The 13,108-nt window shown below is 65.7% G+C and carries 13 protein-coding genes; all 13 read right to left on the bottom strand.

The window, feature by feature from the left end:
- Positions 1 to 35: 35 nt before the first annotated feature.
- Entirely contained in the window at positions 36 to 542 is a 507-nt protein-coding gene (locus G3N94_RS04210) for a hypothetical protein (protein ID WP_205790834.1), read from the bottom strand.
- A complete protein-coding gene (gene stbB, locus G3N94_RS04215) occupies positions 535 to 1,272 on the bottom strand; it encodes a StbB family protein (protein ID WP_241021569.1) in 738 nt (245 codons plus the stop codon). Before stbB ends, G3N94_RS04210 begins: the two co-directional genes overlap by 8 nt.
- Before the next feature lie 35 nt (positions 1,273 to 1,307).
- The gene (locus tag G3N94_RS04220) at positions 1,308 to 3,866 is read right to left on the bottom strand and encodes a DUF5710 domain-containing protein (RefSeq protein ID WP_205790835.1); all 2,559 of its coding nucleotides are present in this window, start codon (positions 3,864 to 3,866) and stop codon (positions 1,308 to 1,310) included.
- Entirely contained in the window at positions 3,859 to 6,159 is a 2,301-nt protein-coding gene (locus G3N94_RS04225; RefSeq protein ID WP_205790836.1) for a type IV secretory system conjugative DNA transfer family protein, read from the bottom strand. The genes G3N94_RS04220 and G3N94_RS04225 overlap by 8 nt, the downstream gene beginning before the upstream one ends.
- Positions 6,156 to 6,884, bottom strand: coding sequence for a GntR family transcriptional regulator (locus tag G3N94_RS04230; protein ID WP_205790837.1), 729 nt, complete (start codon positions 6,882 to 6,884; stop codon positions 6,156 to 6,158). Before G3N94_RS04230 ends, G3N94_RS04225 begins: the two co-directional genes overlap by 4 nt.
- Complete coding sequence (locus tag G3N94_RS04235; protein WP_205790838.1) at positions 6,881 to 7,999, bottom strand: ATPase, T2SS/T4P/T4SS family; 1,119 nt, start codon at positions 7,997 to 7,999, stop codon at positions 6,881 to 6,883. Before G3N94_RS04235 ends, G3N94_RS04230 begins: the two co-directional genes overlap by 4 nt.
- Before the next feature lie 32 nt (positions 8,000 to 8,031).
- On the bottom strand, positions 8,032 to 9,234 hold the full coding sequence (gene virB10, locus G3N94_RS04240; protein WP_346778644.1) for a type IV secretion system protein VirB10: 1,203 nt from the start codon (positions 9,232 to 9,234) through the stop codon (positions 8,032 to 8,034).
- Positions 9,227 to 10,063, bottom strand: coding sequence for a TrbG/VirB9 family P-type conjugative transfer protein (locus G3N94_RS04245; RefSeq protein WP_205790839.1), 837 nt, complete (start codon positions 10,061 to 10,063; stop codon positions 9,227 to 9,229). The genes virB10 and G3N94_RS04245 overlap by 8 nt, the downstream gene beginning before the upstream one ends.
- Positions 10,060 to 10,947 (bottom strand): type IV secretion system protein, encoded by an 888-nt coding sequence (locus G3N94_RS04250; RefSeq protein WP_205790840.1) that lies wholly within the window; start codon positions 10,945 to 10,947, stop codon positions 10,060 to 10,062. Before G3N94_RS04250 ends, G3N94_RS04245 begins: the two co-directional genes overlap by 4 nt.
- Positions 10,944 to 11,069, bottom strand: a complete 126-nt coding sequence (locus G3N94_RS42900; RefSeq protein ID WP_277398504.1) for a hypothetical protein — start codon at positions 11,067 to 11,069, stop codon at positions 10,944 to 10,946. Before G3N94_RS42900 ends, G3N94_RS04250 begins: the two co-directional genes overlap by 4 nt.
- Positions 11,070 to 11,132: 63 nt before the next feature.
- Positions 11,133 to 11,489, bottom strand: coding sequence for a hypothetical protein (locus G3N94_RS04255; RefSeq protein ID WP_241021570.1), 357 nt, complete (start codon positions 11,487 to 11,489; stop codon positions 11,133 to 11,135).
- Positions 11,490 to 11,514: 25 nt separating this feature from the next.
- Complete coding sequence (locus G3N94_RS04260; RefSeq protein WP_205790841.1) at positions 11,515 to 12,447, bottom strand: type IV secretion system protein; 933 nt, start codon at positions 12,445 to 12,447, stop codon at positions 11,515 to 11,517.
- 14 nt (positions 12,448 to 12,461) lie between these two features.
- Positions 12,462 to 13,106, bottom strand: coding sequence for a type IV secretion system protein (locus G3N94_RS04265; protein ID WP_241021571.1), 645 nt, complete (start codon positions 13,104 to 13,106; stop codon positions 12,462 to 12,464).
- Positions 13,107 to 13,108: the final 2 nt, after the last annotated feature.

Here is a 13,108-nt window from a genome sequence, read left to right on the forward strand (position 1 = left end):
GACGTTCCTCTTGACGAAAGGGTGTTGGGTCAGGGCTAGATCCCGAGCGTGCGCGACAGGTGGCCGACCACCCACACGAGCGCGGCACCGGCGAGGAACGCGATGCCCATCCGCACGGCGAGCGAGCCGAGCGCCGACTGCGTAGCAGCGGCCGCCGGGTGTGCGGCGACTACGCGATCGCGTGATTCGATCGCGACACGCAGCCGCGCGAGTTCGTCGGTCACTTCCGCAGCCGCCGCGCGGCGCGCCTGGTCTGCGGCCTTCGCGGCAATCTCGCCGACGAAGGCCTGGCGCGCCTGCGTGACCAGCTTCGTCAGCTGCGCGTTCTCCTCGCGCAGCGCCTGCACGGTCGCGGTCAGCTTCTGGTCGGTGGACTCCATCAGCGCGACCACGTGGTGCTGCGCATCCACCACCTTCATCTGCTCGATCAGAATCTCGGCAAGCACCGCCAGCTCGTTCGACGCCGGCATCGTGGCGATCACCTGGCCAAGGCGCTCCGAGGCCCTCTCGGCGCGATCCGATTGCGGCGTCGGGTCACTCATGCGTCGACCCGGTCATCAACGCGTTGAACGCGTGATCGAGCACCGGCTCGATCGACAGCGCCTTGCGCTTCAGGCCGACCAGCTTCACGAGGCGATCCTTCTCCGGGTCGGTGGCGGCGTCGACCAGCTGCGCCTTGTAGTCGACGCCGTCGATCGCAATGTCGTGAATCGTGCGGCCGGCCGCCGCCGCGAGCGTGAACACGTCGTTCTTTGGCACCAGCGCGTTGTGGTTCAGCAGAAAGGACGCGTCCTGCTCGTACAGATCGAACAGCTGCCCGAAGTGGCGACGCAGCGTGACCTCGCGCGCTTCGCTCTTTACCAGCTCGACCTTGTTCAGCAGCACGCGGATGCGCTCGGGTTCCACGCCGAGATCTGCGAGCATGTTGATCGTCTTCATGGTGTCCTTCATCTGCTTGCTTTCCGGCTCGACCGGCACAATGAAGCACGTGTAATCCTCTTGTGCCCCTTCGGACGAATCGAGGCGGTTCAGATATTCCTCGACGTTCGACGCGCCGATGTCGACCAGCAGCTCGCGGCCGCGCATCAATTCTTCGTGCAGCTCGTCGAAGCGCGCCGCAATCATTACCTCGACCCTCGGGCCGGCTGAGTCGTCGCTGTTGATCGACTCGACCTGGCGCACCGACATATGCGGCAGCCGAGGTGCCAGCAGCTCGCGCGTCACGGTGGTCTTACCGACGTTGCCGGAGCAGTTCACGATGGCGATACTCATTTCAATTTCCTTGTGTAAAGGGATGGGGACGGCGCTTACATCGCGTTCGGCATCGGGCCACGCGACGGTTGCTGCTCGGTATGCGGGTTGTTCGACGGACTCGACGTCGGCGCGGCCTTCGGCGCCGTCCATGCCGCGTGCAACTCGGCCGCGCGTTTGTCGATCTCGGCCGAGCCCGCGTCGCGGCTCAACTCACCCCGCGCGATGCGCGCCTCGACCTCGGTGCCGGCCTGCATCCGCGCGTCGAAACGGCGCATCACCTCGGTACGCATGCGCGCGGGCTCCCGCTCGAGCGACGTTTCGAGGATTTCCCGCAGCTGCGCGACCGTCTGGGAGGAATCGGCCGCAGCCGCGGATGCAACGGGTTTCGGCTCCGGCTTCGCCTCGGTACGGGCAGACGGCATGGCATCGGACGTCACGGCCGGCTTCTTGTTCTCGTCAACGGCTGCCCGCCTGGTGGTCATCGGCTCGGGCTGCTGACCGACGGTTGGTTCGGGCGACTTCCCGGCCTTGATCGTCAGCGCCGCGCGTTCACGCTTCGCGGCCTCGAGCAACGCCTCGTCGCTTTCGGTCGGCTTGAAGCCCTTCACGTCGACGCCGGCGAGTGACGCTTCGATCCAGGCATTACGGCGGAACGTCTCGCTGCCGCGCACGAGGATCGCATCCCAGTGCTTCGCCTGCGCCACCGCGACCATGTCGGCAATCGTCGCGCGATCGTTCTGCTGGGATGTCAGGCGCGAGCCCACGTCCTCGAAATGCGGTTTCGTGGTCGGCATCGCACCCGGCTTCGCGTCCATGCCGTCGAGCTTCCAGAACCGCCCTTCCTTCACCATGTAGCGCGACGCCACCTGCGCCGGCACCTCGTAGCCGTCCTTTTTCACGATCGGCTTGCGGGAGGCAGGATCGACGCCGATCTGGTTGTCGTTGGCGTCGACGCCGACCGTTTCGGCCGGCGCGCCGACGGAAGCGGCCTCCACCTTCGGCATCGGCTTGCGCTGCTCGCGCAGCAGCGTTTCGGCGGCCGCGCGCTCGCCGGCGCGCACCGTGCGCACGCGCTGCAAATCCTGCGTCGACACCGTGTCGAGTTCCGGCCGCGTCGTCTCGTTCGCCGCGTTTTTCGCGTCCGGTTCGTTTTGCGCGGGCGCCTGCGTGCGCTTGATCTGGGTGTCGACCGCGCCCGGTTGCGCTGCCACATTCATCGACACATCGTTGGCGGCTTGCCCCGGCTGAACATCCGGTTCGTTCGCCACCGCCGCACTGACAGTCGACCGTGCGGCGTCCTGGGTGCCCGTCACCGCGTCTCCGGTGAGGCCGCGGCGCCGCATCGCGTCGTCAATCACCGACGCGTCGGCCACGTCGGCAAACGTGGCCGTGTTGCGCTCCGGTGCTGCGGGGCCCGACTGCTCAGCCGACGGCGATGGCGTGCGTTCGCCCGGTGCGTTGTCGATCGCGGCGGCGTCGCCGACATCGGCGAACGTGGCGATCTCGCCATCCGGCTGCGACGGCGGTGTCTGCGCCTGCACGCCGGCCGCCGGCACGTCCATGTTCCCGGACGGCGCACGCTCGCGCATCGCCTCTTCCAGCATGAACGCCTCAGCGACGTCCGCGAAGGTCGCGATGCCATCGTCACGCCCCGGTTCAGGATGGCGATGCGGGTGCTGCGGCTCGACCCCCGGCTGGTCGACCGAACGCTCGTCGTCCGGCGGGTCGGAATCCGTCACATCGCGCGCGGGCGTGCGCTCGTCAACCTCCATCGGGCTCAGCTCGGCCGCGTCACGGAGCTTGCTCAGTGCCTCGGCCGCTTGCGGCGGCAGCTCCTCCGCCGCAAAGCCGGTGCGGGTGCGGATCTGCGCGCCAATCGCGCGATCACCGTCGGCCGCGTCGCCGGACTTGCGCCACGCGTCGCGATGAATCGACTCCAGCCGGTGCTCGAGCGCCAGCGTGCGGGTCACCTCGTCGCCGCGCAGCGTGACCGCCGTGGCGATCGACTGAATCATTTCGCGGTAGCGGCGGCCGAGCGCCGCGTCGTCGAGCTTCGGTCGCGCGCGCCGAACCGGTGCCTGCCGCGCTGCGCCACGCCGTGCACCCACGCTCGAAGTCTGCGGTGGCTGCACGCTCTGCGAATACAGGTGCTGCCGCTCCGCAAAATACTGGTGCCGCGCCTGGCGAACCGCCGCATGCACCCCGTCGATCGCGTCGAACGCGGATCCGCCTTGGTCCCGAAAGCGGTCTCGGGCATCCAGCGCGGCCCGTTCCTCGGCCGCGCGCACCGTTTCCCGGACGAGCTCGCGCGCCGCTTCGACCGGCTGCGCTAGCATTTCGCTCAGACGCACCGCCTCGCGCTCGACGTCGGCCTCGCTGCCGAGCAGCGTCTCCGGTTCGGCCGCACGCGCGGCGTCCGGTGTGCTCTGCGCTTTCTGCGGATCCTGCGTCGGCATCCAGCGCGCGAACGGTGCAACGTCGGCCCCGCCAGGCACATACCACTTCTTCGTGCGCCGGTCGAATTTCGCGCCCATCTCGTGCGCTGCGTCCTTTTCCTTGAACGGCACGTCCAGATAGGTCCGTTCGCGTTTCGGCTTGTTCTCGTCAGCCATGCGCCACCTCCTTCACTTCGTGGTCCGCCGGCGTCGCGGCCGGCTCAATCTGGGATTCGGCAGCGGCATCCGCCGCCGCCAGGTTGAAATCGAATCGAATGCCGGCCAGCATCTCCCGCACGTCGTCGCGCATCACCATGCCGAGTTCGGCCAGGTCGGCCTCGAAGCCGGTGAGCACCATGTCGGTCGTGAGCGGGCCCGGTTTCTGCTGATCGAGCGCCAGCAGCTCGGCGGCGGTCAGCGGCTTTGCGCCGGCCTGCCGCGCCAGCCGGATCTCGCCGGCAGCCTTCGCCGACAACACCGCGTGGTACGTCTCCGGGTTGTGGGTCGGGATGCCCGTCGCACGCAGCTCGCCGGCCTGCCAGGCCGCCTTGATTTCCTCTTCATTCGGCAGGCGCTTGTCGATCGCAGCCAGCATCGGACTAACCGAGCGCATCCGGTCGATGAACAGGTCATCCTCGAAATAGGCCGCCTTTTCGCACAGGATCGGGCGCTGGAAGCCCAGTACGATCTCCTGGTTGCTTTCCATGCGCTTCAGCTCCTGGTCCAACATCAGCGCGCGGCCTTGGTCCGACGTGTTCGTGCCGGTCGACGTGTTGCGGCCATGGTTGCGGCTCCTCGAGGTCGCCTTCTCCGTGAAGGTGCCCAGCGTCTCGGACAGTTCCTTCGCGTCTTGCTGATTGCGCGGCGCATACGCGACCAGCACCGCGTGGTTGGTCATCAGCGTGCGGGCGCCGGCCGCGCCGTACAGCTCGTTCGGCTCCATCTGGGCCTTCGACTGCAGAATCGTCAGCAGCCGCAGCCAGTAGCCCGCGATGAACGCGTTGCCCTTGTCGATCACCTCGATGCGACCGAGCGCGGTGAATTCGTCGAGGATGCCGAGGCACTGATACCGGATCGTCGGATCCTCGCCCGGCAGCACATCGAGGTTGTCCTCGATCCACTGCGTGAAAAACAGGTTGCCGAGCAGGCTCGCGACGGCGAGCTCGCGTACCGGCAGCACCACATAGATCGACATCCGCTCCCGACGCACGCGGTCGAGCTCGAAGTCACACGCGCTCGTCGCCTGGTCGACGATCGGGTTGCTGAACAGGCGCAGGCCGGCGTTGAACGTCGCGACGATGTTCAGCATCGTCTCGTCGGGCGATGCCAGCACGCGCGAGAGCGCACCCAGGCAGTCGCCCGACAGCGGCACGCCCTTCTGCGGCTCGTGCTGCATCAGCTCCATCAGGTGTTCGCGCACCTTCTTGTCGGGCGTGGTCGCGAGCCGCAACACCTGACCGAACGTGCAGTCACCGGTCATTTCCATCAGGTACAGCGCAAGGCCTATGAACAGGTCGCTCGCCTGTTCGTAGAAGAACTTGTTGCGCGCGTCCGCCGTGTGGTACAGGCGCGCGGCGATCGCCTGCAGGCGGCCGACGCGTACGAACGCCGGACTCTTCGCGATCTTGTGGAGCGGGTTCCAGCGGTGCGTGAATCCCTTCTGATCGAACGGCGCCCAGCGGACCACCTGCTGGCCGCACGCCTGCCGGTAACGCGACGTCAGGTCAAAGTTCTCGCCCTTCACGTCGAGCACGACTGCCGAATCCGCAAAGGTGAGGAGATTCGGGATCACAATGGCCACGCCCTTGAACGAGCGCGTCGGCGCCGCAACCATCACGAACTCCGATCCGCGAAACGTCAGGTACTGGTGTTTGTACTTGCCGACAATGATCGTCGGATCGCGGTAATCGCCTTTCCGACGCGTGCGGCCGTTCGCCTCGTCGAGCAGGCCGTAGCGGCGGACCTCGTAGCTGTAGGCGAAGCGTGCGTCGCCGTGCAGGTCGCGCTTCGGTTTCATCACCAGCGCAGCGACCACGGCCGCGATTGGCAGCAGCGGCACCATGACCGATACCGCCGTGGCGATCTGCAGGGAGCGCTTCACGGCCTTCATGTCGCCGAACGCGTGCCAGTAGTCGCGCAGCGTCCAGAGGCCGATCGCCGAGTCCGGCAACTTCTCCAGCTTCGCGAACAATGTCGCGCCGGCGTATTGGCCGGCCACGGCGAGCCCCGTCAGCACCACCAGCGCCACCAAGCCGAGCGCGACGACGCGATCGAGGACCGTCGCGGTTTTCAGCAGCACGGCGCTCGCGCATGCGCCCCACAGCACGCACACGACCACCATCAGGGCAATCACCGCGACGCGCTCAACGGGATCGGTGAGCGCGTCAAGATGCAACCAGCGGCCAGCGGTGAACACGAGCACGCCGGATATCACGCTCAAGAGACCGGCCAGAAGCAAACGGGATTTCATGGTTGATCCTCCAGCGTGCACGCATCGCGATTCCCTCCCGCGTGCGGCAAGTCCCACCGGTTCAGGCGCTCGATGCCCGCGCGGGCCGCACTGGCATCCCCCTTGCGGATCGCCGCCTCGAGCAACGCGAGCGCCTGGCGCTCGCCGTCCGGAATCGTCGGTGCCACCGCATCCCGATCAGTCGCCGGATCCGGCGTCGGCACGAGACAGGTGAGCTGATGCAGGACCTGATTGGAGCTGGCAGCCAGAAGCGCCACGTGCAGTTCGTGGCGCGCGTGTGCGTAATCGACCAGCGAAGTCGCGGTGAGCCGCGACGCGCACGCGACCGTGATGCGCGCACGTTGCGCCGGGCTCGCATGCCGTGCGGCGTCGGCGGCCGCGATCGGCTCGAGCACACAGCGAATCGCCGCGATATCCGCCGCAAAGGTCGGATCCGTCGCGCGCGCCAGGTGCCAGCCAATGACGTGCCGATCGACGATCTGCCACTGCCGTTCGTCGACCACGCGCGAGCCGACCTTCGTGCGCACGTCGACCACGCCGTGGGTGACCAGCCGGCTGACCGCTTCGCGCAGCAGGGCACGACTCACGCCCAATTCCTGCGCCAGCATCGCCTGCGGCGGCAGGGTGCCGGTCGCGTCGCACAGCGCCGGAATCCGCTCGGCCAGCCAGTCCGCGGCCGCGTGCGATGGCCGTTCGAGCCCTCCCCCGTCGATGCGCCCGTTCATGCCAGCCCCCGCAGCAGCTTCCACTTCGTGACCGGATCGAAGTAGATTTCCTTGAGTTGCTTGTTTTCCATGTACAGCACGACGTCGATCGTGGTTTTCACCTCGCGCATCAAGTGATCCCACGTCAGCGTCTGGCCAACCGGGCTCTGCTTCACGAGCGTCGCGATCCGCGCGAGCGCCGCGATCGCATCGTTCGCGTGGACGGTCGTGATGCCGCCCTGGTGGCCGGTGTTCAGCAGCGTCAGGTAGTCCCAGGTCTCGTCGCCGCGCAGCTCGGCAAGGAATACGCGGTCGAACTTCATCCGCAGCGTCGCCTTCACGATGCGCCGCGCCGGCAGCGACTCGCTGTAGAACAGGTGCACGTGGTTCGGGTGGTACGGCAGTGGCAGCTCGTGCGTGTCCTCGATCGTCGCGAGGCGGGTGTGCGCCGGCACCAGGTCTGCCAGCGCCTTCGTCAGCGTGGTCTTGCCCGAGCCGGTCCCGCCCACCAGCACGATGTTCAGGCGGTTCAGAATCGCGCGCGTCAGGAAGCGCTGAATGTCGCGCTGCGCGAGCGCATCGAGCATCTCCAGCTCGAACGCGCGCAGCGTGACGGCCGCCGGCGCGGCCAGCTCGCGCGCCGGATTGAACACCGGCGTCGCGCTCCGCACATCGACGTCGGTCGACGTGAAGCGATCGCGCACGAGATCGACGTCGCGGTCCGTGACATCACGAAACCCGCTCAGGAAGCCGCCCTGGACCAGCTCCGGGATTTCGAAGCGGCTGCTGCTCGGCACGCGGATCGTCAGCGACACCGTGCCCGGCTCGCACGCGGGCGGAATTACGATCTGGCCGCGCTCGCCGTCCGGCAGGCGCACCGGCTTCTCCGGTTCCATCGCCGACAGCGCCGGCTTCGCCTTGTTGTAGATCGCGAGCGCCGGCGCGAACTGGTTCAGCGCTTCCAGCGACGCGTTCGGCAGCTCGTGGCGTTGCCAGCCGTCCCGCGTTTCGGTCCAGCCTTCATACGGCCGGTTGATCGCGAACTCGGTCACGCCGGGCTGATTGAGCCACGTGGCGATCCCGAGCGTCTTGAGGTGACTGCGTACCGTCACGCTGTCGTCATATCGCATGTTCAAGAACACTCCGTTGCAAGGTCGCGTGATCCGGATCAGGGCGTGGCCAGCTCATACACATCGGAGAAGTCGACGTCGCGCGCGACAAAGATCGTCGTCATCGAGCCGTACTTCGAGTACGCGGTCGGCGGTACGTTGATCGTGTTGCGCAGGGTTTCGGCCGCCACCGATTCGCCGGCACTCGATGTATTGTTGAATTGGATCCCGTTGCTGCCCCCGCCGGAATTCGCCGCCAGGCTCGACAGCGCCTGGCCGACGTCGCCGATCAGGCTGACCATCAGCGCCCCGCCAAATCGGGTCCAGAAGTGCGTGTCGACGTAGGCCGGAATGCCACTGCCACCCAGCGCGTCCGCCGCCGGCGAATCGAGCTGCACTTTCACGCCGGCGGGCGTCGTCAGGCGCGTCCAGATCACGAAGATCCGCGCCTGGCCTTGCATCAACGCCTGACGCTGCTCGCCCACGACCTCGGATCCGCGCTCGACCAGCAGCACCTTGCCGTTCGCCGAATACACGTCCTTCGACACGTGGCACGTGGACATGCCCGGATAGTCGGTGACGATCTTCGCGCCCTGCACGCACGGAATCGTGGTGCCCGCGATCAGCAGGAAGTCGCGGGACGGCATCAAGCCGGCCTTGACCGTTTCCAGCTTGGACGGCTGCAGCTTCGTATCCAGGCCGTCCTTCGCGTATTCGATGCGCGAGCCGCCTGCGCCGGTCGTGCCCGTGCCGCCGCCGGGCGTTTTCTGGTCATCGAGCTTGATCAGCACGTCGCCGTCGAGCTTGCGCATCGCCGGCGTCTCGACCGCGCTGGCCGGCGCCGCGGCTGCCGCGCCGGTGCCGGTCGACGCGGTGGCCTGCGTCGCGCTGGCCGCATCCGCATGGGCCGGCGTCGCGAGCGCGGCGCTCGCCGCGGCTGCGGCTTCCTCCGCTCGCTGCTTTTCGATCTTCGCCTGGTCGCGCCCGAAATCGTGTCGGTCGTCGGACGGCTTGTCCTTCGCTGCCTCCACCTTCGCCGCCTCGGATTCCGCGTGGTGCTGCGCCGTCCAGCGTTTGATCGCCACGCCGACCGCGACCGCGCCGAACACCAGGATCAGCACGAGTCCGATCACGATCGGCAGCAGCCGGAACGGGCTCTTACGCTTGGTCCGACCCACGCCCGGCACGCCGCGCTCGCCGATGCCGGCCGGTTCCACCGGCGCCGGGGCCGGCATTGCGTTCTGGTTGATGTCGTTATTCACCGCTCGCCTCCTTTTGCTTCACGAGCCGCACCGTGCCGGGAATCGTGGTGGCCGACGGGTTCAGCCGGCCATCGGGCCGATACACGTTGTTGCGGATGCCGAGCACCGCGTCGCCCACGCGCAGGTTGAAGCGGTGCGCGGTGTCGTGCACGACGAGCACCGGCCCGCGCATGTCGTCCGGATTGACGAGCGCTTCCGAGCCGTCCTCGAACACGCGGTAGATCTGCGGCAGGTCGCGGCTCGTCTTGAACTCGAAGTAGGTGAACCGGCCGTCATCCCACAGCGCGGTCGGCGCCAGCGTCGTGTCGCCGTGCATGTCGTAGTCGAAATGGCCGGTCCCCACCGCGTTGCCGGTCTGCTCAAGCAGCGCGCGCGCTTCGGCTGAGCGCACGGCGGCCGCCGCCGACGCTTTCGCGCGCGTGTCCGGGTAATCGAACGTCAGCGACCAAACTGCCTGCTCGCGCTTCGCGACCGGGATCAGCTTCAGCACGTAGCGACGCTTGTTCGTCAGCAGGATCAGGTTCGTGGCCGCCTTCACCGCCTTCGGCTTGAAGAAGAAGCCATTGCCGGCCGGGCCCGCCGTCCAGGCCTTGCCGTCGCCCATGCCGCCGCCGTCGAGTTTTTCGCCTTTCTCGAACACGATGACCGTGGCTTCGCCGGGGCGGTAGGTGATCTGATAGGTTTCGGTCGGGTCGTACACCGCGCAGGCGATGTGCGGATCGCTGCCGCACGCCCCCGGCACCACTTCGGCCGCGGCCGGCAGCGCCAGGGCGAGCAACGCGGCCGCGATCGCCGACGCGCCCAACGATTTCTGGAATCGAATGTTCATCGGCTGGCCCCTCCCTGCGCACTCGTCGGCGCCGATTCCGACGACGTCGCAGCCGACGGTATCGGCGCCACGCCATCGGTCGTGCTGCGCGTCCAGTCGCGATCGACCGAGTAACTGGTGACGCGGAAGCCGGTCGGATTCAGCACCTGTTCATTGCTCTTGGTCGGCAGATCGCCCATCTCGTAGCTGATCGTCGCGACCCAGTACTCGGTCTTCGGCGGCACCGGCGTCGAGCCACCTTGCGTCGACAGCGAAACGGTCTTCTTCGAGAAGAACACCTGCGCGGTCGACCCGACGAACGTGATCGCGCCTGGTTGGGCGACCACGCGGAATTTGTCGGTCAGCACGTTCTGCGGCGAGTTCTTGCGGCTGTACAGCGCCGCGTACAGCGGCTGCTCGCGCGGCGAGTTCATCAGCGTCACGGTGTCGTAATCGTCCTGGATCGTGTACCAGTCGTACCGCTCTCGCAGCTTCACGTAATCACGCAGCGCCTTGCGCACCTCGAGTTCGCCGAACGTCACCGAGCCGCTGCGCGCGACGTCGATCACCTGCACGTCTCCGGTCGCGGTGTTGTCCCTGATGATCACTGGTGGCGTCGGTCTCTTTAGTTGTACTAATGCAGCTGAACCAAGAATAGAAGCCAGCGCGACGAACATGGCACCACCCGCGACGCGCCACGCGATCTTCGTCATGTTCTCCTGCAGCTGCTGCTTCGATTTTTCGAACGCGAGCGCTGCCTTGAAATACGTGCGTGCCATCTCGCGCGGATCGGCGTCGGCGAGCTTCGCCGCAATGTTCTGCAGCGCGGCCGCGTAATTGCCGTCGGTCGCGACCGCGGCAGGCACGCCCTGTACCTCGGGCGATTTTTTCCGGATCCACTTCATTGCGCGTTCCCCTGTGTCGCATGGTTGACGGGCATCCATGGCCCGCTCGGTTGCGTCGGCTTTGGCGCCGACGAGCACGCCGCAAGCAGCACAGCGCTCCAAAGCACGACGATGAATTTCATTGCACTCTCCGATTGAGTTGCACCGTCCGCCGACGTTGCTCGAGGCGGCGGACGGTCTGCCGTTTACTTCGCGCGTTCGAACTCAGATCCAGGCGTAACAAGATGTCCGTTCGATTTATCGATCGTCATTGCATATTGAATCGCGGCGCTGACGATCATCTTTCCGTCCACGACGGTAGCCGGTTGTTGACGCGTTATCGTTCCGACCTTGTTGCCCTCGTCGTTGAATTTGTTCTCTTGATGTGAAATATAAAAATCATTCCCACCGCCATTTCGGCTAATGACGATTTCGTTATAGTCTTGCCCGTTTACGCGCGTCCATTTGCCGATGTACTGGTCGCCGTCGCTCTTCCCACATCCGAATTGCGTCAGTGCCACGACAACCATCGTTACCGCCGTCACGAATCGAATTGCCCTCATTTACTTCTCCTGGTAGTAGTCGAGATCACGCGCGGCCAAGCGAGTTGTTGGACGCACCCGACGACCCACCGCCGGACCTGCCCATCAACCGCATTGCCTTCAGCGCCATACTGGCCGCATTACCGATCTTACCGACCATCGACGAGATGCCAACGCCACCCGCCAGTTGCGACGCCAGCGACGGCATGCTCAACGACACGACGATGAAAACCAACCCGGAACCAATGATCTTTCCTTCAATGGTGTAGGTCAGGATCACGTTGTGTACATCGAATGCCTTCGGCAAGTTCGAGGTCATGAACCGCACCTCGATCGCGCCCACTGCCCCGAACAGCGCGACGAGCAACCCGTAGTTCAGACACTGCCCGACCCAGTTCTGGAAGAACTGCCGCGTTGCCGGGAACAGTGCCGCCACGATGAAAGCCGGCCCAAGCGCGAGCAGCAGCCCCAGTGCGAATTTCGCGAGGATGATGTAAGCCGCTGCGATCGCGAGAAACGGCACGCCGACCAGCAACAGGCAGATCGCGAGCACCGAGACCTCGATATAAAGGCCAATGTCGGTCCAGGTCAGCCCCTCATACATGGTCTTGATCGCGGAGATATAGAGACTCAACAGCGTATCGAGGCCATTGCTCAGATCGTTGCCGCCCATCAGCGCGCGACTGAGATCGTCACCAAAGCCGTTGAAGAACGGCACCACGTACTCACTGTAGTAGCTGATGTTCATCCCGGCGGTGAGCACGGCCGCCCATCCCGCCATCTTCATCATGAAGTCGACGATCGGCGTGTCGTTGTGACCGCGCCAGTACGACACCAGCACGAGCAGCACGTAGAGACTGAAACAGGCGGCGACCAGCGGACTGATCAGCGAAATCATCTTGGCCGATCCGGTATTGATCGTGTTCAGCACGTCCTGGTCGAACGCGTTGAACATATCGGTGAAGATCGTCAGTTGCATGATCGCGCTCCGGGTTACTGGTCGCTCGTGTCGTCGTGCAAGCGATTCTGCATGTCACGATGCGCGGCCTGCTGCGCAAATTCCTTCTCCGCGTCCTGCAGCTTCGCCGCCAGATCTAGCCGCACCTTGTCCGCGTTGATCGACGAGATCTCCGCCGACCACCGGTTCTGGAGATCTGCCTTCGCCGCTGGATCCTGTGTCAGATTCGATTGCTGCATCAGCTGCTGGATGTTGTTTAGCCGGTCGATCGACGCCTGATACGCCCGCATCGCCATCGCCTTGTTTGCCGTCAACGTGTCGTTCAGGCGTTGCTGGCCGGGCGTGTACGCGGTCAACCCCTCCTGGCGCGCGATACTGTCGGCGACGCCGCTAATACCGTTCAACTGCCCGTTCTTTACGGCGTCGTAAACCGACTGCCATTGATCGGGCAGGTAGTTGCGCAGCGCGGGGTTATTGAGGATGTCGCCCAGGCCACGATTGCCGATCAGCGCCTGGTACTGATTCGTGAGCGTGACGTATTGCTGCTGCAACTGCTTGACGGTGAGAATCGCCTGCGCGAGCGTCGACGCGTCGAGCACCGGAATACCCTGGGCATGCGCGGTCTGAAACGAGCACAGAGTCGCGGCCACCACAATTGCCTTCATTAACTTCGTTTTCATCG

It is taken from the genome of Burkholderia sp. Ac-20353, assembly GCF_017104785.1.
Taxonomy (GTDB): Bacteria; Pseudomonadota; Gammaproteobacteria; order Burkholderiales; family Burkholderiaceae; genus Burkholderia.